Annotated in this window: 21 protein-coding genes; 17 read left to right on the forward strand and 4 right to left on the reverse strand. The window is 72.9% G+C overall.

The features are described 5' to 3' along the window. Positions 1 to 31: 31 nt before the first annotated feature. The 10 genes from EMA17_RS20960 (at position 32) to EMA17_RS21010 (ending at position 9,929) form a co-directional block, all read left to right on the forward strand. Positions 32 to 448 (forward strand): cupin domain-containing protein, encoded by a 417-nt coding sequence (locus EMA17_RS20960; RefSeq protein ID WP_126638619.1) that lies wholly within the window; start codon positions 32 to 34, stop codon positions 446 to 448. Continuing rightward, positions 445 to 1,713: a beta-ketoacyl-[acyl-carrier-protein] synthase family protein gene (locus EMA17_RS20965; RefSeq protein WP_126638620.1), complete on the forward strand. Its 1,269-nt coding sequence runs from the start codon at positions 445 to 447 to the stop codon at positions 1,711 to 1,713. The genes EMA17_RS20960 and EMA17_RS20965 overlap by 4 nt, the downstream gene beginning before the upstream one ends. After that, positions 1,710 to 2,954 (forward strand): beta-ketoacyl synthase N-terminal-like domain-containing protein, encoded by a 1,245-nt coding sequence (locus EMA17_RS20970; protein ID WP_126638621.1) that lies wholly within the window; start codon positions 1,710 to 1,712, stop codon positions 2,952 to 2,954. Before EMA17_RS20965 ends, EMA17_RS20970 begins: the two co-directional genes overlap by 4 nt. Positions 2,955 to 3,032: 78 nt before the next feature. Then, positions 3,033 to 3,287 (forward strand): acyl carrier protein, encoded by a 255-nt coding sequence (locus EMA17_RS20975; RefSeq protein ID WP_126638622.1) that lies wholly within the window; start codon positions 3,033 to 3,035, stop codon positions 3,285 to 3,287. Between the two features lies 1 nt (position 3,288). Next, positions 3,289 to 3,771 (forward strand): SRPBCC family protein, encoded by a 483-nt coding sequence (locus EMA17_RS20980; RefSeq protein WP_126638623.1) that lies wholly within the window; start codon positions 3,289 to 3,291, stop codon positions 3,769 to 3,771. Positions 3,772 to 3,870: 99 nt separating this feature from the next. Then, the gene (locus EMA17_RS20985) at positions 3,871 to 4,203 is read left to right on the forward strand and encodes a TcmI family type II polyketide cyclase (RefSeq protein WP_126638624.1); all 333 of its coding nucleotides are present in this window, start codon (positions 3,871 to 3,873) and stop codon (positions 4,201 to 4,203) included. 53 nt (positions 4,204 to 4,256) lie between these two features. Beyond that, the gene (gene accD / locus EMA17_RS54160) at positions 4,257 to 6,728 is read left to right on the forward strand and encodes an acetyl-CoA carboxylase, carboxyltransferase subunit beta (protein ID WP_246126796.1); all 2,472 of its coding nucleotides are present in this window, start codon (positions 4,257 to 4,259) and stop codon (positions 6,726 to 6,728) included. Beyond that, positions 6,725 to 7,351, forward strand: a complete 627-nt coding sequence (accB, locus tag EMA17_RS21000) for an acetyl-CoA carboxylase biotin carboxyl carrier protein (protein ID WP_126638625.1) — start codon at positions 6,725 to 6,727, stop codon at positions 7,349 to 7,351. The genes accD and accB overlap by 4 nt, the downstream gene beginning before the upstream one ends. A 21-nt stretch (positions 7,352 to 7,372) precedes the next feature. Beyond that, a complete protein-coding gene (locus tag EMA17_RS21005) occupies positions 7,373 to 8,761 on the forward strand; it encodes an acetyl-CoA carboxylase biotin carboxylase subunit (protein WP_126638626.1) in 1,389 nt (462 codons plus the stop codon). A gap of 124 nt (positions 8,762 to 8,885) precedes the next feature. Further along, positions 8,886 to 9,929, forward strand: a complete 1,044-nt coding sequence (locus tag EMA17_RS21010) for a right-handed parallel beta-helix repeat-containing protein (RefSeq protein ID WP_246126797.1) — start codon at positions 8,886 to 8,888, stop codon at positions 9,927 to 9,929. A 62-nt stretch (positions 9,930 to 9,991) separates the two neighbouring features. Here the strand turns inward: EMA17_RS21010 and EMA17_RS21015 are convergent, their stop codons facing one another. Then, positions 9,992 to 11,482, reverse strand: a complete 1,491-nt coding sequence (locus EMA17_RS21015) for a multicopper oxidase family protein (RefSeq protein WP_126638627.1) — start codon at positions 11,480 to 11,482, stop codon at positions 9,992 to 9,994. A 245-nt stretch (positions 11,483 to 11,727) separates the two neighbouring features. Here EMA17_RS21015 and EMA17_RS21020 point away from each other — a divergent pair, with 245 nt between their 5' ends. Then, on the forward strand, positions 11,728 to 12,054 hold the full coding sequence (locus EMA17_RS21020; protein WP_126638628.1) for a chaplin: 327 nt from the start codon (positions 11,728 to 11,730) through the stop codon (positions 12,052 to 12,054). A 155-nt stretch (positions 12,055 to 12,209) separates the two neighbouring features. Here EMA17_RS21020 and EMA17_RS21025 read toward each other — a convergent pair whose 3' ends face one another. Both EMA17_RS21025 and EMA17_RS21030 read right to left on the reverse strand, forming a co-directional pair. Continuing rightward, on the reverse strand, positions 12,210 to 13,031 hold the full coding sequence (locus tag EMA17_RS21025; protein ID WP_246126798.1) for an SAM-dependent methyltransferase: 822 nt from the start codon (positions 13,029 to 13,031) through the stop codon (positions 12,210 to 12,212). Positions 13,032 to 13,209: 178 nt separating this feature from the next. Beyond that, the gene (locus EMA17_RS21030; RefSeq protein ID WP_126638629.1) at positions 13,210 to 14,082 is read right to left on the reverse strand and encodes an ATP-grasp domain-containing protein; all 873 of its coding nucleotides are present in this window, start codon (positions 14,080 to 14,082) and stop codon (positions 13,210 to 13,212) included. A gap of 274 nt (positions 14,083 to 14,356) precedes the next feature. Between EMA17_RS21030 and EMA17_RS52965 the strand changes: the two genes are divergently transcribed. Next, positions 14,357 to 15,139 (forward strand): methyltransferase domain-containing protein, encoded by a 783-nt coding sequence (locus tag EMA17_RS52965; RefSeq protein WP_246126799.1) that lies wholly within the window; start codon positions 14,357 to 14,359, stop codon positions 15,137 to 15,139. A 324-nt stretch (positions 15,140 to 15,463) separates the two neighbouring features. Here the strand turns inward: EMA17_RS52965 and EMA17_RS52970 are convergent, their stop codons facing one another. Continuing rightward, entirely contained in the window at positions 15,464 to 16,321 is an 858-nt protein-coding gene (locus EMA17_RS52970) for a hypothetical protein (RefSeq protein WP_174861406.1), read from the reverse strand. Positions 16,322 to 16,771: 450 nt separating this feature from the next. Here EMA17_RS52970 and EMA17_RS21040 point away from each other — a divergent pair, with 450 nt between their 5' ends. The 5 genes from EMA17_RS21040 to EMA17_RS21060 are packed head-to-tail and all read left to right on the forward strand — an operon-like array spanning position 16,772 to position 22,497. Further along, a complete protein-coding gene (locus EMA17_RS21040) occupies positions 16,772 to 18,061 on the forward strand; it encodes an ATP-grasp domain-containing protein (RefSeq protein WP_126638630.1) in 1,290 nt (429 codons plus the stop codon). Beyond that, positions 18,058 to 18,972, forward strand: coding sequence for a Rossmann-like domain-containing protein (locus tag EMA17_RS21045; RefSeq protein ID WP_246126800.1), 915 nt, complete (start codon positions 18,058 to 18,060; stop codon positions 18,970 to 18,972). The genes EMA17_RS21040 and EMA17_RS21045 overlap by 4 nt, the downstream gene beginning before the upstream one ends. Continuing rightward, a complete protein-coding gene (locus tag EMA17_RS21050; RefSeq protein WP_126638631.1) occupies positions 18,969 to 20,144 on the forward strand; it encodes a PLP-dependent cysteine synthase family protein in 1,176 nt (391 codons plus the stop codon). Before EMA17_RS21045 ends, EMA17_RS21050 begins: the two co-directional genes overlap by 4 nt. After that, positions 20,141 to 21,193: an enolase C-terminal domain-like protein gene (locus EMA17_RS21055; protein ID WP_126638632.1), complete on the forward strand. Its 1,053-nt coding sequence runs from the start codon at positions 20,141 to 20,143 to the stop codon at positions 21,191 to 21,193. The genes EMA17_RS21050 and EMA17_RS21055 overlap by 4 nt, the downstream gene beginning before the upstream one ends. Beyond that, the gene (locus tag EMA17_RS21060) at positions 21,190 to 22,497 is read left to right on the forward strand and encodes an MFS transporter (protein WP_126638633.1); all 1,308 of its coding nucleotides are present in this window, start codon (positions 21,190 to 21,192) and stop codon (positions 22,495 to 22,497) included. Before EMA17_RS21055 ends, EMA17_RS21060 begins: the two co-directional genes overlap by 4 nt. Positions 22,498 to 22,625 lie beyond the last annotated feature (128 nt).

Consider the following 22,625-nt stretch of genomic DNA (forward strand, 5'->3'; position numbering starts at 1 on the left):
GGCGCCGCCCCGCCACTTGGAGGTGGCACAGATGACCACGCAGACCGTACGCATCGTCAACCTGGACGAGATCGAGCCGAACCGCCGCCGCGGCGGAGACCTCCGGGTCATGCTCGGCCCGGCGACCGTGGGCTCCACCAGCGGCTTCATGGGCCTGGCCCTGATCGAGCCCGGGGACATGATCGCCGAGCACTACCATCCGTACTCCGAGGAGTTCATCCACGTCGTGGTCGGCTCCATCGAGGTCGACCTGGACGGCGTCACCCACGAACTGCGGCCCGACCAGGGCCTGATGATCCCGAAGAACATGCGCCACCGCTTCCGCAACGTCGGCCGGGTCCAGGCGCGGATGGTCTTCCAACTCGCCCCGCTCGCGCCGCGGCCCGAACTCGGGCACGTCGACACGGAGGGGACCGAACCCGCCGAGACCGTGGGCGCCGACTCTTGAGGCGCCGGGTCGCGGTCACCGGCGTCGGGGTGGTGGCACCCGGTGGGGTGGGTGTCACCGCGTTCTGGGACCTGCTGATGGCGGGCCGCACGGCGACGCGCGGGATCACCTTCTTCGACCCCACCGGGTTCCGCTCCCGGATCGCCGCCGAATGCGACTTCGACCCGATCGCGTGCGGCGTCGACCCCGACCGGGCCCGACGCGCGGACCGCTACGTGCAGTTCGCGCTCGCCGCGGCGGCCGAGGCGGTCCGCGGCAGCGGCCTGGACCACGACGTCGAGGACCCCTGGCGGATCGGCGTCTCCCTCGGCACCGCCGTGGGCGGCACCACCCGGCTCGAACACGACTACATCGCGGTCAGCGGCCCCGGCAAGACCTGGGCCGTCGACCACCGCAGGGCCGACCCCTTCCTCCACCGGGCCTTCTCGCCGAGCACCCTGGCCGCCGAGGTGGCCGAGGAGTTCGCCGCCAAGGGCCCGGTGCAGACCGTCTCCACCGGCTGCACCTCCGGCCTCGACGCGATCGGCTACGCCGCGCACGCGATCGAGGAGGGCCGTGCCGACGTGTACATCGCCGGCGCCGCCGACTCGCCGATCTCGCCGATCACGGTCGCCTGCTTCGACGCGATCAAGGCCACCTCGACCCGCAACGACGACCCGGCGCACGCCTCCCGGCCGTTCGACGCGGACCGGGACGGGTTCGTCCTCGGCGAGGGCGCCGCGGTGCTGATCCTGGAGGAACTGGAGCACGCCCACCGGCGCGGCGCCCATGTGTACTGCGAGGTCGGCGGGTTCGCCACCCGCGGCAACGCACACCACATGACCGGCCTGACCCGCGAGGGCCTGGAGATGTCCGAGGCGATCGACCGCGCACTGGCGGACGCGGAGGTCGCCCCCGACGCCGTCGACTACGTCAACGCGCACGGCTCGGGCACCAAGCAGAACGACCGCCACGAGACCGCCGCCGTCAAGCGCTCGCTGGGCACGCACGCGCACAAGGTCCCGATGAGCTCGATCAAGTCGATGGTCGGCCACTCGCTCGGCGCCATCGGCGCCATCGAACTCGCCGCGTGCGCCCTGGCGATGGAGCACAAGGCGGTGCCGCCCACGGCCAACTACGAGACGCCGGACCCCGAGTGCGACCTCGACTACGTGCCGGGCACCGCCCGGCCGATGGGCCTGACGACGGTGTTGTCGGTGGGCAGCGGGTTCGGCGGCTTCCAGTCCGCGGTGGTCCTGGACCGTCGGGAGAGGAGACCCCGATGAACGGCTCCGCAGCAAGGCGCACCGTGGTCACCGGCGTCGGCGTGGTCGCGCCCAACGGCATCGGCGCGGACGTGTTCTGGAAGGCGACCCGCGAGGGCCGCTTCGTGCTGGACCGGATCTCCCGCGAGGGCTGCGAGCACCTGCCGCTGACCGTCGCGGGCGAGGTCCGCGACTTCGACCCCGCCGCCGTGGTCGAGGAGCGCTACCTGGTCCAGACCGACCGCTTCACCCACTTCGCGCTGGTCGCCGCCGACCAGGCGCTGGCCGACGCGGCACTGGGCCCGACGTCCACCTTCGGAGTCGGGGTGACCACCGCGAGCTGCTCCGGCGGCGGCGAGTTCGGCCAGCGCGAACTGCAGAACCTGTGGGGCAAGGGACCCGGCTTCGTCGGGCCGTACCAGTCCATCGCCTGGTTCTACGCCGCCACCACCGGCCAGATCTCCATCCGCGGCGGCTTCAAGGGCCCGTGCGCGGTGCTGGCCAACGACGAGGCCGGCGGCCTGGACGCGCTCGCGCACGCCGTCCGGACCATCCGCCGAGGCACCGACGCCGTCGTGGTCGGCGCCGCCGAGGCCCCGCTCGCCCCCTACTCGATGGTCTGCCAACTCGGCTACGACGCGCTCAGCCTCGCCGCCGACCCCGCGCGGGCCTACCTCCCGTTCACCTCCGCCGCCCGCGGCTTCGCCCCCGCCGAGGGCGGCGCGATGTTCGTCGTCGAGGAGGCCGAGTCGGCCCACCGGCGCGGTGCCCGGGTCCGGGCCGAAGTACTCGGACACGGCGCGACGTTCACCGGAACCTCCGGCTGGGGACCCTCCCGGCACGGACTGGCCCGGGCGATCCGCGACGCACTGGCCGAGGCCGAATGCGGACCCGCCGACATCGACGTGGTCTTCGCCGACGCGCTCGGCACCCCCGAAGCCGACCACGCCGAAGTGCTCGCCCTGTCCGACGCGCTGGGCGCCCGCGCCGCCCGGGTGCCGGTGACCGCGCCCAAGGCCGGTATCGGTCGGGCCTACTGCGGCGCGCCGATGCTCGACTGCGCCGCCGCGATCCTGGCCATGGAACACGGCGTACTGCCGCCCACCCCGGGCGTGTTCGACGTCTGCCACGACCTCGACCTGGTCACCGGCCGGGCCAGGGCCGCCGAAGTGCGCACCGCCCTGGTGCTCAGTCGCGGCCTGATGGGCGGCAACGCCGCGCTGGTGCTGCGCCGAGGCGAGGGCCGCACCGACACGCCGTAACCCGACCGGCGACTGCCGCGGCCGGTAGGACCCGTGCCCTCGTACGCATCATCCGACTCATCCGAAAGGAAGCCCGCGATGAACGGACCGCTCACCCACGAAGTGCTCGCCGAGGTGATGAAGTCATGCGCCGGCGTCACTGCCAGGCCCGAGCAACTGCGGGACCCCGACGCCACGTTCGAACAGTTCGGCCTCGACTCGCTGGGCCTGCTCGGGATCGTCGCCGAGCTGGAGCGGCGCTTCGAGTTCCCGCTCGGCGCGGACGTGGACCAATGCAAGACCCCGCGCGAGTTCCTGGAAACCACCAACTCCCAACTCATCTCAGGAGTGTGACATGGCCGGCCATACCGACAACGACATCGTCATCGCGGCCCCGTTCGACCTGGTCTGGGACATCACCAACGACGTGGACAACTGGACGAACCTGTTCAGCGAGTACGCGTCGGTGGAGGTCCTCGAACGCGAAGGCAGCAAGGTGACCTTCCGCCTGACCATGAAGCCCGACAAGGACGGCAAGGTCTGGAGCTGGGTGTCCGAGCGCGAGGCCGACCGCGAGACGCGCACGGTCTGGGCCCGCCGGGTGGAGACCGGGCCGTTCGCGCACATGCACATCCGGTGGGAGTACCACGAGGTCCCCGACGGCGTACGGATGCGCTGGGTACAGGACTTCGCGATGAAGGAGACCGCCCCGGTCGACGACGCGTGGATGACGGACAACATCAACCGCAACTCGCGCGTCCAGCTCGAACTGATCCGGGACCGGATCCAGGAGCGCGCCAGGGAGACGGGCGTCGCATCCACCGCGCGCACCTGGTGAATCCCTCGTCGTCGCCCGCCCCGGCGCGACGACGCCCCGCCGGCGGGGCCGCGCCTCTCGCGGCCCCGCCGGCCCACCCCTCGACAAGGACGGCAAGCCATGCACCGCACCCTGATCGTCGCCCGGATGAAGCCCGACTCGGCGACCCCGATCGCCGACATCTTCGCCGCCTCCGACACCGGCGAACTCCCGCACCTGGTCGGCGTCACCGGCCGCAGCCTGTTCCAGTTCGGCGACCTGTACCTGCATCTGATCGAGGCCGACCGGCCCCCGGGCCCCGCGGTCGCGAAGGTGGCCGGACACCCGGAGTTCCGCGACATCAGCGAACGGCTCTCGGCGCATGTGAACGCGTACGACCCGCAGACCTGGCGCTCGCCGCAGGACGCGATGGCCCGCGAGTTCTACCGCTGGGAGCGCGACGCGCAGCGGTGACGTCGCCACCCGTCCCCACCGTCCAAGGCTCGACCGTCCAAGGACCTGATGCCATGATCGAGACCCATCCGGGGCTCACCGTCGACAGCCGACCCGACTGGGTCAAGTGCGGGCGCTGCGCCGAACTCGTGTACGGCAAACGTTTCACCCGAGACCTGCGGGTGTGTCCCGACTGCGGCGAGCACGCACGCCTGACGGCGCGTGAGCGCCTGGATCAACTCCTCGATCCCGGCTCGGAGACCGCGCTGCGTGCCGACCCCGCCCCGCACGACCCGCTCGGCTTCGTCGACTCCCGCCCCTACCCGGAACGGCTGGACCGGGCGCGTGCGGAGACCGGTATGGACGAGGCCGCGGTGTGCGCGCGAGGCACCATCCACGGGCTGCCGGTGGTGGTCGTCGCGATGGACTTCCGCTTCCTCGGCGGCAGTCTGGGGTGCGCGGTGGGCGCGCGGGTCACCGCCGCCGCCGACGAGAGCCTGCGGACGGGGATCCCGCTGCTGCTGATCACCGCCTCGGGCGGGGCACGCATGCAGGAGGGCGTGCTCTCGCTGATGCAGATGGCCAGGACCGCGCACGCCCTGGCGGAACTGGACGAGGCCGGCGTGCCGGTGCTGTCGCTGATCACGGATCCCACGTACGGCGGGGTGGCCGCCTCGTTCGCGACGCTCGCCGACGTGATCCTGATCGAGCCCGGCGCGCGGATGGGCTTCGCGGGGCCACGGGTGATCGAGCAGACCATCGGCGAGCGGTTGCCCGAGGGGTTCCAGACCGCCGAATTCCTGCTCGAACACGGGATGGTCGACACGATCGTCGCGCGACCGGCGCTGCGCGCGACGCTGCGGCACTTCCTTGCCGTGGGCGGGGCGAGGGCGGGGCGTATGGGCCTGAACGGAGTCGTGTCGGGTGGGGCGGGTTCGGACGGGGTGGGTTCGAACGGGGCGGCTTCGAACGGGGCGGCTTCGCACGGGAGCGGTGCGAAGGGCATCGGCGTGAACGGAGCCGCGGGGGAGGGGCCGGATGGGAACGAGTCCGGTGCGAACGGATCCGGCGCGAACGGATCCGGGGCGAATGGCTCGACGTCGTACGGGTCCGCCCCGATGGGTACTGCGCCGAACGGGGGCGCACGGAATGGGTCCGGTCCGGATGGGGCTGCCGGGAACGGGTTTGCTTCCCATGGGTTCGGTCCGGACGGGGCTGCCGAGGACGGGTTCGTTCGGAACGGGTCCGGTCCGGATGGGTCCGCTTCGAACGGGGCGGCGTCGAACGGGTCCACCCCGAATGGGTCCGCCGTGCATGGCTCCGCGTCGAAGGGGGCCGGTCGGAGTGGATCGGTTCCGAGTGGGGTTGTATCGGAAGGGTCCAGCACGCGTGGCACCACACCGAACGGGGCCGTGCGAGACGGGGTGGCGCCGAAGGGGTCGGTACGGAACGGGTCCGCTTCGGGCGGGTCCGCCGGGAACGGGTCCGCCGCGCATGGGCGCGCGTCGTATGAGCCGGCCGTCGACGAGTTCGCGGGGGAGTCCGGGGAGCCCTGGGAGGCTGTTCGGCTGGCGCGGCATCCGGGTCGGCCGACGGCGCTCGACTACGCGCGTCGACTCCTGGAGGACTTCCACGAGTTGCACGGGGATCGCATCGGCGCCGACTGTCCCGCGATCGTGGGTGGCATCGGTCGACTCGATGGTCGGCCGGTGATGCTGATCGGGCATCAGAAGGGCGGCGACAACCTCGCCGAGCGGCAGCGGCGCAGGTTCGGCATGGCCACCCCGGCCGGCTTCCGCAAGGCGGCCCGGTTGATGCGGCTCGCCGGCAAACTCGGCCTGCCGGTGATCACCCTGGTCGACACGCCCGGAGCCAACCCCGGACCGGACGCCGAACGCGACGGCCAGGCCGTCGCCATCGCGGAGAACCTGCGCCTGATGGCCCGACTGGCCACCCCCATCGTCACGGTGATCACCGGCGAGGGCGGCAGTGGCGGCGCGCTCGCGCTGGCCGTCGCCGACCGGGTGCTGATCGGCGAGCACGGCGTCTACTCGGTGATCAGCCCCGAGGGCTGTGCCGCGATCCTGTGGAAGGATCCGTCGGCGGCCCCCGCCGCCGCGGCGGCGCTCCGTATGGGGCCGCGCGACCTGCTGCGCCTCGGCGTGGTCGACCGGATCGTCCCCGAGCCACCGGGCGGCGCCCACACCGATCCCGGCCGAGCCGCCACACTGCTGCGCGCGGCCCTGATCCCCGTCGTCGACGAACTCCTCGTCCTCAGCCGCACCCGCCTCCTACGCGAACGCGGGGAACGCTTCCGGCGGTTCGGCGCCCCCGAGGCCACCCACGCCGAGGCCTCCCACGCCGATGCCTCCCGTGTCGAGACCGTCCGTGTCGAGACCGTCCGCGCCGAGGGTGCTCGTGCCGACTCCGCTCGTGCTCACTCCGCCCGGGCCGAAGCCGCTCCGGGTGAGGTCGTGCGGGTCGAGACGGTCCGTGCGGAGGCCGTCCCCGTCGAAGTTGCTCCCGTCGAAGGAAGTGCCCGATGAGTTCGCCCCATGGACCCTCCCAGGCGCGCGACGCGCACGCCGACGAGCGACCCGACCGCCACCCCGCCGGCTACGCCGACGAGCGCTGGGTCAGGCCGTTCGATCCCGCGCACGCGTCCGCGCATCCTCGGCAGGTCGCCACCGAGGCACCGGGCCCGGTGCGGCCGGCGCCGGTGCCGCCGCGCTGGATCCGGCTGCGCTGCGGCGACACCAGCATCGAGATCGAGTGGCCCGAGGCCGCCCCCTCCGGCGCCGCGCCCGCCGTCCCCGGTGCCACGCCCGCCGCCGTCCCCGGTGAGCGGCCGTCGGCCGAGCCCGACGGCGGACGCCGCTACGTGCCGGCCCCGATGGTCGGCACCTTCTACCACGCTCCCGAGGTGGGTGCGAAGCCGTTCGTCGGCGTCGGCGACACCGTCCGCCCCGGTCAGACGGTGGGCATCCTCGAGGTCATGAAGATGATGAACACCATCACCGCCGAGGTGTCCGGGCTGGTGGTGGAGGTGCTGGTGGCCGACGCCCAACCGGTCGAGTACCAGCAGCCCTTGTTCGTGATCGAAACCGGCGGCGCCGATCCGGACACGGGCGCCGACAACCGCCCCGGCGGCTCCCACGACCGGCACTGACGACGACCCGAGGTGGTCCCCGTGTTCTCGACCGTGCTCATCGCCAACCGCGGCGAAATCGCCCTGCGGGTCGCCCGCACCTGCCGCGAAATGGGCATTCGCAGCGTGGCCGTGTACTCCACCGCGGACCGGGAGTCCGCGGTGGTGCGCTTCGCGGACGAGGCCGTGCACATCGGTCCGCCGCCGGCCAGGTCCAGCTATCTCAACATGCCCGCGATCATCGAGGCGGCCCGGAACACGGGGGCGGAGGCGATCCATCCCGGCTACGGATTCCTGTCCGAGGACCCCGACTTCGCCGAGATCTGCGAGGCGAACGGGATCACCTTCATCGGTCCGCCGCCGCACGTGATGCAGCGGCTCGGCGACAAGAGCGAGGCACGTGCGGTGATGGCCGCGGCCGGACTGCCGGTACTCCCGGGCAGCGACGGCGCGTTGGGCTCGCCGACGGAGGCCGCCGAGATCGCCGCGCGGGTCGGCTATCCGGTGATCCTCAAGGCCGTCGCGGGCGGCGGCGGTCGCGGGATGAGCGTGGTCCGCGACCCGGACGAACTGGCCTGGGCGTACCAGGACACCCGCGCCCGTGCGCGAGCCGTCTTCGGCGACGAACGGCTCTACCTGGAGCGCTACATCGACCGCGCGCGGCATGTCGAGGTGCAGGTGTTGTGCGATGGCCGCGGCGGCGCCGTGCACCTGGGCGAGCGGGACTGCTCCGCGCAGCGCAGGCACCAGAAGTTGGTCGAGGAGTCGCCCGCCCCGAACCTGCCGGCCGAGACGCGCGAGGCGATGTGCGCGGCGGCGCTGCGCGGGGCGACGGCGGTCGGCTACGTGGGGGCGGGCACCTTCGAGTTCGTGGTCACACCCGCGAACCGGTTCCACCTCCTGGAGATCAACTGCCGTATCCAGGTGGAGCATCCGGTCACCGAGATGGTCACCGGCGTGGACATCGTGCGCGAACAGCTCACCATCGCCGCCGGTGCGCCGCTGACGTTCGGTCAGGACGACGTGGTCCCGCGCGGGGTGGCGATCGAGTGCCGGATCAACGCCGAGGATCCGGCTCGGGCCTTCGCGCCCACGCCGGGCCGGTTGACCGAGTTCGTGCCGCCCGGCGGTCCGTGCGTGCGGATCGACACGCACGCCTATCCGGGCTGGACGGTCGGTCCGGACTACGACTCGCTGCTCGCCAAGGCGATCGTCTGGGCACCCGACCGGGAGCGGGCCATCGCGCGCGCCGAGCGGGCCCTGGGCGAATTCCGGGTGGCGGGCGGCGGGGTGCACACCACGCTGGGCTTCCTGCGGCGACTGCTGGCACACCCGCGCTTCCGGGCCGGCGAGCACACGACGGACCTGGTGGACACGATGACCTCGAACGTCGCCGAGCCCGCACCGGCCGAGCCCGCGCCGGTGCCCTGAGGCCCGACCCGATCCCCGTTCCCGTATCCCGTACCTGTTCCCGTTCCCGTTACGGCTTTTCCCGGTTTCCCTCGGTTGTCCATCCCCGGTTTTCTGCGAAGGCGGATCATTTCCCATGTACCCCATGCACGCACTGCCCGTACGGCGACTGCTTCCCCTCGGCTGTGTCACCGCGCTCACGATGCTCGGCTCGGTGTCGGCGCCGACCGCACGGGCGGATACCCTGCACGTCGTCCATCCGGGCGAGTCGATCCAGGCGGCGGTGGACGCCGCCGCGCCCGGGGACACCATCCAGGTGGCGCCCGGTACGTACGCCGGCAGCGTCCTGGTCCGCACCGATCGGCTGACGATTCGCGGGGCGGGTGAGCGTACGGTGCTCACCCCCGGCGAGGCGGACGCGACGAACGCGTGCGCGGCGGCCGGGAACGGGCTGTGCGTGGTCGGCACGGCCGAGCACCGGGTCGCGGACGTGCGGATCCAGTCGTTGACCGTCACCGGCTTCACGAAGACGGGCGTGATGGGCAGCGGCACCGAACGTATGCGGGTGCGCCGGGTGTTCGCGCATCACAACGGTGAGCACGGGATCGGCCAGGAGAACTCCGTCCGGGGCGAACTCACCGACAACACCTCCGAGGACAACGGCCAGGCCGGACTGTTCCTGGCGGACACCGCCGACGCGATGGGCGCGAGCATCGCCCGCAACCACTCCGCCGGCAACCGGCTCGGCGTACTGATCCGGCGCGGGCGGGAGTTGGCGATCGAGCAGAACGAACTGACCGGGAACTGCGCCGGCCTGTTCGTGGTGGGCGACGACAAGGAGCCCGCCGCCGGGCCGCTGGCGATCCGGGGCAATCGCATCGACGAGAACAACAGGTATTGCCCGCCGAATCCGCGACTGGCCTTCATCCAGGGCTCCGGCATCGTGCTCACCGGCGCCCGGGAGACGCTGGTGACGGACAATCAGGTGCGGGACAACCAGGGGGAGTCGCCGATGTCCGGCGGCATCGTGGTGATGCCCAGTCAGGCCGGGCGGCCGACCGTGGGCAATGTGATCCGGGGCAACGTGGTGACGGGCAACGCGCCCTCCGACCTGGCGTATCGGGTCACCGAGATCAACACGTTCGAGGCGAACGTGTGTGAGCGGTCCGAGCCCGCCGGGCACTGCTGACGGGTTGTCGGGAGCAGGCGAACCCACCCGGGCCGGCGACGCGTTGCGCGTCGTCGGCCCGGTCAGCGCTGTTCGGGGGCCATGTCGGACATGCTCGGGTCCGGCGGGTCGTCACCGTAGCCCAGGGTGGTCATCATGCCCTGCTCGCTGTGGTAGAGGTTGTGGCAGTGCAGCATCCACTCGCCGGGGTTGTCGGTGAACACGTCGACGGCGACGGTCTCCCCGGGAAGCACCACCACGGTGTCCTTGCGCGGGCCGCCGCCCTCGGGTCGACGCACCTGGAAGGTGTGCCCGTGCAGGTGGACGGGGTGCCACATCCGGGTCCGGTTGGTGAACGACAACCGCACCCGTTCGCCGGCGGCGACCGGTACCCGCGGCAACTTCTCGTCGGGTGTTTCGGCGGCGGCGATCCACGCCCTGCCCCGTGCGCCCGTCTTGTTGAGCACGAGGCCCACCTCGCGGGCGGCCCCGTCGCCCGGGTCGACCGACGGATCGGCGGTCAGGTCGGCGAGATCGAGTACTCGGCGATCCAGTTCCGGGACGTCGACCGAGGCCGGCGGAGCGTTGCCGGTCGAGGTCCGGACCACCGCGAAGGCCCGCGCGTCCTTCCCTTCCGCGGCGGCGACCAGCGGGAACACCCCGTCGTCGAGAGTGACCAGCACGTCGTAGCGCTCGCCCATCCCGATCAGCAGCGTGTCCACCCGCACCGGCACCACCGGGAAGCCGTCGGTGTGGGTGACGGTCAGCCGGTGGCCGCCCAGCGCGACCCGGAACGCCGTGTCCGCCCCGGCGTTGATCAGGCGCAGGCGAACCCGTCGGCCGGGTGCCTCCTCGAAGACCGTCGGGGCCTGCGCGGTGCGGCCGTTGATCAGGTAGTGCGGGTAGGCGATGTGGCCGGCGGGCCCGCCGAGCAGGGTGCTACGCAGGGGTTGTGCGGGCCGCCCGCCGGCGTTCAGGTCGGCGAGTACCGCGTCCGGGTCGGTGCCGGTGCCGTCGATCCAGTCGTCGAGCACGACGGTCCACTCCGCGTCGTAGGACAGCGGTTCGGCTGGGTCCTCGACCACCAGCGGGCCGTAGAGCGCGCGGTCGAGTTGGGTGCCCACGTGCGAGTGGTAGAAGTACGTGCCCGGATCGGGCGCGACGAAGCGATAGTCGAAGCCGCCGGCGGCCGGAACCGGGGCCTGGCTGATCCCGGGAGCACCGTCCATGCCCTGATCGATCCGAACCCCGTGCCAGTGCACCGTGGTGTCCTGCGGCAGGTCGTTGCGCAGGTGCGCGGCCACGGTGCCGCCGGCCGCGACGCGGATCTCCGGGCCGGGGATCCGGTCGCCGAACCCCCAGGTCGCCACTTCGCGCCCGCCCAGGTCGACCGTGGTCGGCGCGGCCGTGAGCAGGACCGCGACATCGGCGGCCGAGCCGGCCCGGGAGACGGGCGCGAGGGTGGCGGGGGTGCCGGCGCCGAACCGGGTGCCGGTGCCGGCGGCGAGCAGCGCGGCGGTGCCGGCCGTACCGAGCAGCAGCGAGCGGCGGGTGGGGTGGGAGGGGACAGGCAACGGTGCGGCCCTGCTTCCTGAGGTCGGCTCGCGATCGGGGCGTCGCCCGCCGGAAACGCCGGCGGGATCCGGCGCCAGTACCCCGCGCCGGTCCGGCGAACACGCCCTGGCGTCGGGCCACTCCGTCGGCCGCGATCCGTGCCGCCGGTCGGGTGAACGAGCGCGAACGACAGTTGCCTCCTGGGATTCCCCTCGTTGCACCGGTCGATCGCGCCACCCGCGGCGCCATCCGAAACGGAGATCACATGTACACGTTCAAGAAGACGGCCTCCGTGGCCGCCGGTGTCGCAGCCCTCGTCATGGCCGGGGCCGGCGTCGCCAGCGCCGGGGCCGAGGCCCAGGGCGCGGCGGTCGGTTCGCCCGGCGTGCTGTCCGGCAACAACCTCCAGATCCCGATCCACGTGCCGATCAACGTCTGCGGCAACAGCATCAACATCATCGGGGTGCTCAACCCGACGATCGGCAACGTCTGCGCGAACGTCGACGGCGGGCACGAGAAGGAGCACGGCGGGCACGAGGCGCCGCACCACGGTGAGCACCACGAGGCCCCGCACCACGGTCAGCACGGCTGATTCGAGGTTCGTGCCGTCCGTCCTCCGCTGACGGCGCGTGACACCGATGTACCGGCGGCCCCTCGATGCGGACGGATCCGAGGGGCCGCCAACACGCGGCCGGTGGCGGCGCTCCCCCTGCGGCGCGGCCCCGGCTTCGTCGTGTGCGCGACGGGCTACGGTTTGCGGCCCACCGCTCCCCACATGGCCACCTCGGGAGCGCGAACCCCGGTGTCCGGCCGCCAGTGCGAACAGGTGACGACACCCGGTTCGAGCAGTTCCAGGCCGTCGAAGAAGCGGGCGATGCCCTCCGGTGAGCGCTGCTTGAGCTTGGGCGTGCCGTGCTCGTTCCAGAACGCCACCGCGTCGTCCACGTCCGGTGGCGCGGGCGGACTGGTCACCGTGTGGGACAGCGCGAGATGGCTGCCGGACGGAAGCGCGTCCAGGAGGCGGCGTACCGTGCCGTAGGCCTCGTCGTCGTCGTTCACGAAGATGATCACGCCGAGCAGGACCAGGGCGATGGGCTGGTCGAAGTCGAGGGTTTTCGACGCCCGGGCCAGGATCTCGTCGACGTCGCGCAGATCGGCGTCGATGTAGCGGGTGGCCCCCTCCGGACTGCTGGTCAGCAGCGCCCGGGCGTGCACCAGCACCAGGGGATCGTTGTCGACGTAGACGATGCGCGATTCCGGCGCCACGCCCTGCGCGATCTCGTGGGTGTTCCCGGCCGTCGGCAGTCCGGTGCCGATGTCGAGGAACTGCCGGATGCCGAGATCGGCGGCCAGGTATCGGATCGCCCGACCGAGGAACTGCCGGTCGGCGAGGGCGTAATCCCGGGTGCCGGGGTGGATCGCGGCGATCTGATCGCCGGTCTCCCGGTCCACGGGGTAATTGTCCTTGCCGCCCAGCCAGTAGTTCCACACCCGGGCGGTATGGGCCACCTCGGTGTCGATCTTCCGCTCTGGTAAAGCCGATTCGGCGTCGGGTATGAACTCGGCCACGAACTCTCAACTCCGGATGCCGTGTGGGGTGGTCCAGGCCAATCTAAGGGTCCGTCGACCCGAGCCGGCAGGCGAGGCGGTGAATCTTCCGTCACGGGTGGCAAAGTTTTCCGGGCGGCGGCGGAACGCCCGGTTTCGGTACGGCTGTTCGGCGTTCTTCCCGGTGGGCGCGCGGAGTTCAGCCGCCGGCGCGGGTGCGGATCAGCTCGGCGAGGTGGTGCAGGGCGGCGGGGTTGTCGGCGAGGAACAGGTTGGGCTCGACGAGTTCGAGTTCCATCAGCACCGGCGAGCCGTCGTCGGCCAGGGCCACGTCGACGCGGGCGTAGAGCAGCGGACATGCGCCCGGGACGACGGACAACGCCGCGGCGGCCAGGTCGAGTTCGGCGGTGGTCGGGGTGTGCCGGGCCAGGCCGGGATGCGGGTGGCGGTCGTTGTCGAGGACGCCGACCTCGGTCAGGACCGGTCCCTTGCGCATCGCGTGGCTGAACATGCCGCCGAGGAAGACCAGCGCCCGTTCGCCCTCGTCGATCCGGGACAGGTACGGCTGCACCATCGCGGTCTCGCCGCCGGCGTGCAGCGCGGCGATGTGGCGGGCGGCCGCGTCGTGGTGCTCCGGGGCGTAGCGGGCGCTGTCCCGGGCGCCGGAGGAGACGGCGGGCTTGATCACGAAGTGGCCGCGTTCGGGCAGGGTGGCCCGCTCGCCGGGGGCGACGAATCGGGTCGGCACCACCGGGACGCCGCGCGCGCAGAGTTCGCGCAGATACCGCTTGTCGGTGTCCCAGCGCACCGGCGCGGCCGGGTTGTCCAGCCGGGTCACCGCCTCGACCGCGTCCACCCAGGCCAGGTACGACGCCGGCCGCTCGCAGTAGCCCCACGTGGACCGGATCACCACGGCGTCGTAGGTCGACCAGTCCACGTCGGCGCGATCCCAGGACACCGCCTCGGCGTCGACGCCCCGCGAGCGCAGGGCGGCGACCAGCGGTGGCAGGTCCGCGTCCAGCCGGAGACCCAGGGCCGAGGTGGCCGCCGCCACGCGGATCGGGACCGACATCGGTACCTCCGGGGGAAGCGGAACGGCCGTGAACGGGTCGGGAAGGCCGAGTCGGCGGATCACCCGGGCCCGCCCGCGAGCGGGCCGCGTTTCGCGGTGGCCCGGGTTCGCGGACGTGGCTTGTTCGCGTGGGTCGACGGGTGTTGATGACCTCCGGGCGAACGATAGCCGTCCATTGGCCGACATGGTGCGATTGCACCCATCGGATACCCCCAGACTGCCACCGCCGGCCGGTCGGGGTCGGGGGCCGGGACCGTGGATGAGCGAGGAAACCGTGGCAGACGAAACCATGGACGATGTGCGTGCCGGGGTGGACGCGACCTATGTGGCGGCGGCGAGCGCCGTGCTGGCCGGGGGCAGTGTGACCAGCGAATCCTGCTGTGACGGCAGTGGGGTCGGGGTCGGTCGGGGGTTCGGGGCCGGGCGGTATCGCGCGGAGGAACTGGGGTGGCTGCCCGGGGCGGCGTCGGCCGCGAGCCTGGGGTGTGGCAATCCGGCCGCCGCGGCCGATCTGGTCGAGGGCGAACGGGTGCTCGACCTCGGCTCGGGCGGCGGCATCGACGTCCTGCTTTCGGCCCGACTGGTGGGGCCCAAGGGGCGGGTGTACGGGCTCGACCTGCTGGACGAGATGCTGGAGTTGGCCGGGGCGAACGCGCGGCGCGCCGGGGTGGACAACGTCGAGTTCCTGAAGGGTTCGATCGAGGCGGTGCCGTTGCCGTCCGCGACGGTCGACGTGGTGATCTCGAACTGTGTGATCAGTCTGGCGGCGGACAAGGGCGCGGTGTTCGCCGAGACGTTCCGGGTGCTGCGCCCCGGCGGCCGGTTCACGGTGTGTGACGTGGTGGCCGGTGAGGGGCTGACGATCGAGGAGCAGGCCGCGCGCGGGTCGTTCGCCGGATGTCTGGCCGGGGCGTTGGCGGCGAGCGAGTATCGGGCCGGGCTCCGGGCGGCCGGGTTCATCCGGATCACCGTCGAGCCCTCGCACCAGATCACCGACGGGATGCGGGCGGCGATCATTCGGGCCGACAAGCCGAAGGCGTGCTCCTGCGACTGGTGATCCGAGGGTCGGCGGCGGGTGGCGCGCCGTCGACCCCGCCGCCGCCCGGATCGGGGCGGGGCTTCGGCCGTTCGGCGAGGAGGCCGTCGGCCGGTGGCGGGAGGCGCGGCCGAGGTCGGCGAATGCGGTGGGTGCGGACGCGTGTCGGCGTGGGTCGTCGGCGGCCCCGGCGGCGGCGTCGTCGGGTGGGTGGGCGCGGGGCGGGATCGTCGGTGGGTCGGCCTTCGGCCGGGACGGAAACCGCCGGCTCGACGTGGCCCCGATGGTGCCGAGGAAGGTTGTCGAGCCGGCGATCGTCCGGAGAACCGGGCGGACCCGGGTGGTTCAGGCCGCGGGGCCGGTGAACAGCCCGCGACCGGTCTTGACCGCTCGTCCGGCCTTGACCAGACCCTCGGTCGAGGTGCGCACGCTCTCCATGCGGCTCTTGGTGGCGACCTCGCCCAGGGCCTCGGTGAGCTGACGCACGTTCATCGGCTCGCCGGTGCCCGCCAACAGCGCGGCGATCTCGTCGCGCAGGTGGGAACGGACCGGACGGGCCGCCGGTGCCGCCGCGGGTGCGGGTGCGGGTGCGTCCGTGGCCTTGGCGACCGGGGTCGCCTTGGCGGCCTTGGTCGCGGTGCCCGCCTTGGCGCCGGCCCGCTTGGTGGCGCTCGGCTTGGTGGTGCTCGGCTTGGCGGTGGTCGCCTTCGCCGTGGCGCCGGCCTTGGTGCGGGTGGACTTCCTGGCCGCCGGCTTGCCGGCCGGAGCCTTGCGGGCGGAGGCGGACTGTATCCGCGTCTGCTCCGCCACCGCCGCGACCGCCTGCTTCTTGCGGCGCGGGGCCGGAACGGTCGCCGCCGGGGTCTCCGGAGCGGCCGGTTCGGGCGTTGCCTCGACGACCGGCTCGGGCGAGGCGGTGGCCTCGGCCTCGGGCGCGGCCTCCACGACGGGTTCGGCCTCGGGCGCGGGTTCGGACGCCGGGGCGACCTCGGCCTCGGCGACCGGCTCCGCCGCGGCCTCCTCGGCCGGGGCCGGCGCGGTCAGCGGGCGAATCAGCGCCAGCTGTTCCACCGCGCTCAGTCGAGCGGCCAACTGTGCCTCGACCAAGGCCAGTTCCTCTTGCAGCCGGTCTCGTCGCCCGGCCAGTTCGGTGGCCTCCCTTTCCAATGCAACTCTCAGTTCGTCAACCGACGATGCGACCATCCGGCGACTCCTTTTCGTGGCTCGGCAATCGGTTCGGGGCAGTCGCGATCCGGCGGACCGGAGCACGTCGCTCCCCTTCGGCGGGCGGGGGCATCCCACCCGCGCCGAGTCCATGATCGCCCGTTCCGCGCGTGACATGCACCAAAACACGTTTCCGCGTGCGGAATTGCCCGAAGAAAGCTTGGATCGGCCGCTCTGCGTGCGGTGTTGCGGACGGGTTGTGACATGGGAAACGGGGTTCGGGGGTCCCGGAGCGCTGTCGAGGCCCGGATTCGGCAGTGCCGATGTGGTGTCGGGCCCGGTTTCGGGGTGGTTTCGGCCGGGCCGATGCGCTCCCCGGCGACGCCGGCTCTCGTCGATGTTGTATTGAAAATGAAAACCATTCCCGATACGGTCGCGGCGGATCGATGCTCTGCGAGAGAGCCGTCGCGCGGTCGGAGAGGGAGTTCGGTGGGTCATCTGTTGGTTGTCGAAAGCTGGGTCGGGGCGATGAGCGGATTGTTGCCCCGGGCCATCCACGAGGCCGGACACGAGTTCACGTTCCTCACCCGGGACCTGCACCACTACCTGCGCGCGACGCCCGGCGCCGCGCCGCATCCGCTGCTGTCCGCGCGCAACATCGTCACGACGGAGACCAACGACACGACGGAACTGCCGGCCGCGGTCGAACGACTGCACGAGGTGTTCGCGTTCGACGGGGTGTTGTCCGCGTGCGACTACTACCTGCCGGCCACCGCGCGGATCGCCGCCCGGCTCGGTCTGCCCGCCCCCGCGCCGGACGCGGTGGAGGCGGCCTGCCGCAAGGATCTGACCCGACTGCGCCTGGCCGAGGCCGGCGTCCCCGGCCCGCGCTTCGCGCTGTGCGCGGACCGGGCGCAGGCGCGTGCCGCGGCGCGTGAGATCGGCTACCCCGTCGTGGTCAAGCCGGTGGACCTGTGCGCCGGGATGTTGGTCCGCGTCGTCCACGACGAGGTGGAACTGGCTCGCGCACAGCGGGCCATCACGGATCTCACGGTGAACGCGCGCGGACAGCGCCGGGCCTCGGTGGTGCTGATCGAGGAATACCTCACCGGCCCCGAGGTCAGTGTCGAGACGGTCACCCGCGCGGGACACACCCACGTCGTCGGCGTGACCGACAAGAGCCTGGGCGCCGAGCCGACGTTCGTCGAGACCGGACACATGTTCCCGGCCGCCCTGGACCCGGACCGCACGCGGGCCGCCGCGGACACCGCCGTACGCGCGGTCGAGGCGCTGGGCCTGGACCACGTCGTGGCGCACACCGAGATTCGACTCACCCCCGACGGGCCGCGAACGATCGAGGTCAACCCCAGGCCGGCGGGCAATCGCATCACCGAACTGGTTCGGCACGTCACCGGCGTCGACCTGGTCGTGGCCTGCGTGGACGTCGCGCTGGGCCGGCGTCCCGACCTGGCCGTGCGCGAGACCGGCGTCCGCAGTGCGGCCATCGGCCTGCTGCTGCCCGACGAACGCGACCTGTCGGCGGACGGGACGGGCACACTCGCCGGCATCGACGGCGCCGACGCGGTACGCGCCGAGCCGGGCGTGGTCGAGCTGACCCTGGCCGAACCGGGGCGGTCGGTACGGGCCGCGACCAGCAACAACGAGTATCTGGGCCACGTGCTGACCGCCTCCCGGGGCGCCGGCGCGCGGGAGTCGGCCGAGCGCATGCTGGGCCGGCTGCGCCCCCGCTACGCGGCCGTGTCGGCGGTGACCGGGTGAGCCGGCCGCGATTCGCACCCGAGGCCCCGGGCGCCCTCGACGAACTGCTCGTCCGGGTCCGCGCCGGGGAGTTCGGGGCCGACCCGAACCAGGAGCGGGTGAGCACCGCCTTCCGCACCGTGCAGGCCGTCCGGCACGCGGAACGCACCACCGGCTACCGCAACGAGGTGCTGAGCGTGCGGCTGGGCGCGGCGGTCGGCTCGTGCGCCGCCGAACCGGGCACGCTGCCCGCCGAGACCATCGACGACTGCGTCGGGGCCCGCGTCGCCGACCTGCTGGCGCATCCGCTCGCGCCGGTCCGGATCGCCGCCCTGGACGCCTACCTGATGCGAGCCCGCCCGCACGGCCCCGAGCACGGTGCCAGGGCGTACCCGTTGCCGGCGGGGAGTTCGCTGACCAAGTCCCGCGCCCGGGCCCGCGCCGTGATCGACCTGCTGCCGGCGGCGCGGATACGCACCGTGCTGGTCGTGGGCGTGGTCAACTCGCTGTTGGAGCGGCTGCACACGCTCGGGATCGGCTGCGTGCCGTGCGACTTCGCGGGTGGGCGCACCGAATGGGGCGAGCCGATCCGCCGCGACGCCGAGGCCGAACTGGACCGCTGCGACGCGATTCTGGCCTCCGGCATGACGCTGGGCAACGACACCTTCGAACCGCTGCGCGCACACGCCGCGAGCACCGGCAAGCCGCTGGTGATGTTCGCCCAGACCGGCAGCGCGATCCTGCCGCACTTCGTCGGCTCGGGGGTGAGCGCGGTATGCGCCGAGCCCTATCCGTTCTTCTGGCTGGACGGCGGACCCGGTGTGGTCCATCGCTACGGCGGGCCGAGTGCCGCGCACCGACCCGCAGACCCGGGCGCGGCGCGCCGATCCGAAGGCACGAGCGCGGCGCGCCGATCCGGAGGTGCCGCGTGAGCACCGTCCCGCCGCCGCGTGCCGCCGACTCGACCGGTGCCAATCCCGACCTGCTGTCCCTGCTCGGCCGCACCCCCGTGGTCCGTGTCGGCACCGAACTGCCCTGCGCGCACCCGGGATTCTGGGCCAAGCTCGAATACCTGAGCGCGGGCGGCATGAAGGCCCGGGCCGCCGTATCGATGTTGCGCGGCGCCCGCCGACGCGGCGAACTGCGCCCCGGCGCGCTCGTGGTCGAGTCCACCTCGGGCACCCTGGGCATCGGTCTGGCCTTCGCCGGACAGGCCCTCGGTCATCCGGTCCGGCTCGTCGGCGACCGCGAACTCGAACCGTCCATGCGGCAGTTGTTGCGCGCGCACGGCGCCGAACTGGACCTGGTGGAACAGCCGGCGGCGGTCGGCGGCTGGCAGGCCGCCCGGCTCGCCCGGCTGCGCGAGATCCTGCGCGGCACCCCCGGCGCCTATTGGCCGGATCAGTACAACAACCCCGACAACCCGGCGGGCTACGCGTCGATGGCGGCCGAACTCGCCGACCAGCTCGACCACGTGGACATCCTGGTGTGCAGCGTGGGAACCGGCGGGCACAGCGCCGGACTGATCGGGCCGCTGCGCCGGCGCTGGCCGGCGCTGACCGTGATCGGCGTCGACTCGGTCGGCTCGACCATCTTCGGCCAGCCCGCCCGACCCCGCCTGATGCGCGGGCTCGGCAGCAGCATCCGGCCGCGCAACGTCGCCCACCACGCGTTCGACGAGGTGCACTGGGTCGGCCCGGCCGCCGCCGTCGACGCATGCCGTCGGCTGGCCCGGGGCAGCTTCGTCAGCGGCGGCTGGAGCACCGGCGCGGTGGCCCTGGTCGCCGCGTGGGCGGCCCGTGTCCACCCGGGCACCACCGTGGCCACCATCTTCCCGGACGGCCCGCACCGGTACCTGGGCACCGTCTACGACGACGCCTTCTGCGCCGCGCACGGCCTGGCCGGCGCCCGCGTGCCCACCCACCCGGTGGAGATCCTGGACCCCGGGATCGTCGAGGTCGGCGGCTGGGCGCGCTGCCGGACGGCCGCGCGCCCGCCGGGCGTCCCGGGGCCTTCGGCGCGGGAACACGCGCCCGCGTGCGCCGCTGCGCCCGTGCCCCGCGTCGCCGGCGCGCCCGAGACCTCCATACCGGGGTCCGCATGAGGCTCACGTGGCAGACGACCCGGCTCGAACTGGGTGAGCCGTTGCGCATTTCGCGGTCGGTGATGGCCGGGCGCGATGCCGTCTGGGTGTGTGTCGAGCACGAAGGGACGCGCGGGTGGGGTGAGGCGCTGGGCAGCGCTCGGCTGGGGCTGGCGGCCGATGACATCGGGGCGGCGCTGGCGCGGGCGGCTCGGCCGTGGCTGGGGCGGTTCGGCGAACCGGAGAGCGCTTCGGAGGAGTTGGCGGGCATCGGACCGAGCGGGCTGCCGCTCGGGGTGCGGGCCGCGCTCGACGCGGCGCTGCTCGACCTGGTGGGCAAACGCGCCGGACGGCCCGTACATCGGCTGCTGGGCGCCGAACGGGCGCCCGCCGCGGTGACCGCCCGGACCATCGGGCTCGGCGGGATCGAGCACGCGGCCGATGCGGCGACGCGGCTGGCCGCACTCGGGTTCACCGTGCTCAAGGTGAAGGCCGGTGCGCCCGATCCGGCGCACGATCTGGCCAGGGTCGCGGCGGTGCGCGACGCGGCGCCGGACGCCCGGATGTTGCTCGATCCCAACGGCGCGTGGAGCGAGGCGCGGACCATGGAACTGCTGCCGCGATTCGCCCTGCTCGGGGTCGAGGCGGTGGAGCAGCCGATCGCCGCCGGGCGACCCGATGTGCTGGCTCGGATCGCTCGGCACGCGCCGATTCCGGTGATCGCCGACGAGGACGCGGTCACCCGCGAGGACGTACTGCGACTGGCGGGACGGATTCCCGGGGTCAACCTCAAACTCGCCGAATGTGGCGGTGCGCGTGCGGCGTCGCGGATCGTCGAGGATCTGCGCGGCAGCGGTACCGAGATCATGTTCGGCTGCCTGACCGGCAGTTCGCTCGGCATCGCGCCCGCCGTACACCTCGTCGACCGGGCCCGCTGGGTCGACCTGGACGGGCATCTGCTGCTCGCGCGCGATCCGTGGACCGGCATCGGCGGTACCGCCGGCACGGTGCGCGCCGCCGAACACACCCCCGGGCTGGGCGTACGGCGCACGATCGGGGCCGGCCGATGAGGACACTCCGCGCGGTGGCCGGATTCCCGCTCGCGGTGCGGCTGTTGCTGGTCAACCAGCTCGGCGTGAACACCGGCTTCTACCTGCTGATCCCGTATCTGGCCACCCATCTCACCGACGACCTGGGAATGTCCGCCGCCGTCGTCGGCATCGTCCTGGGCGTGCGCAACCTCGCGCAGCAGGGCCTGTTCATCCTCGGCGGATCCGCCGCCGACCGGCTCGGCGCGCGCGGCGTGATCATTGCCGGATGCGCGCTGCGCACCGTGGGGTTCGGGCTGTTCGCGCTGGGCGACGGACTGCCGGTACTGCTCGCCGCCGCGCTGCTCAGCGGGCTGGCCGGCGCGCTGTTCAACCCCGCGGTGCGCACCTACCTCGCCCACGAGGCGGGGCCGCGCAGGGCCGAGGCGTTCGCCCTGTTCAACGTCTTCGCCACCACCGGTGCCCTGCTCGGTCCGCTGCTCGGCAGCCTGCTGCTCCTGGTCGACTTCACCGCCGCCGCGCTGACCGCGGCCGTGCTGTTCGCGGTGCTGACGATCGCCCAGGCGCTCGTCCTGCCGGCGCGTCCGGTGCCGGCGCCGGAGCGTTCGGTGGTGGCCGACTGGCGTGAAGTCCTGGGCAACCGCGCCTTCGTGGCGTTCTCGATCGCGATGGCCGGGCTGTACGGCCTGGAGACGCAGCTGTATCTGCTGCTCCCGGACGGCGTTCGGCACGCGACCGGCCAGGAGGCCGCCGTCGGAGTGCTGTTCCTCACCGGGACGGTCGCCAACCTGCTGCTGCAACTGCGGATCACCCGCCTCCTCCAGGCACGCGGCGACCGCACGCGGTGGATCACGATCGGAACGGCCGTGACGGGACTGGCCTTTCTGCCCCCGATCGTGGTCGCCGGCGGCGCGGGCCCGGACGGGACCGGGGACGCGGTGGTGCGGATGGTGCCGTTGATCGCCGCCGCCCTGTTGCTGCATGTGGGCGTGATGATCGCGCAGCCGTTCGTGCTCGAACTCGTCCCCGCCTTCGGCCCGGACCGATTGACCGGCACCTGCTTCGGGCTGTTCTACGCGGCCTCCGGCATCGCGGCGGCGGTCGGCAACGCCGGGATCGGCTGGGCGATGGACGCGGGCGCGGGCAGCGGCCGGGCGTGGTTGCCGTGGGCCTGCTGTGCGCTCCTCGGCCTGCTGTCGGCCTCGGCGATGGGGTGGCTGCGCCGGGGCGGGACGCTGCCCACCGTGCCCGGCGCCGGCGCCGTCGAGCCGGCCGCGGCGTCGCGTACGCCCGACCACCCCAGAGCCGAGAGCGAGCCCCGATGAGCACCCGTGCCGCCGCGCGACCGAGAAGCGCCCCGATGGGCACCGATGACGGCCGCGCGGCCGAGCACCTGCCCGGAAGAGCACCCGTGCCGCCGCGCGGTCGAGAAGTGGCCGCGATGGGCGCTGTG

The organism is Embleya hyalina (assembly GCF_003967355.1).
GTDB lineage: Bacteria > Actinomycetota > Actinomycetes > Streptomycetales > Streptomycetaceae > Embleya > Embleya hyalina.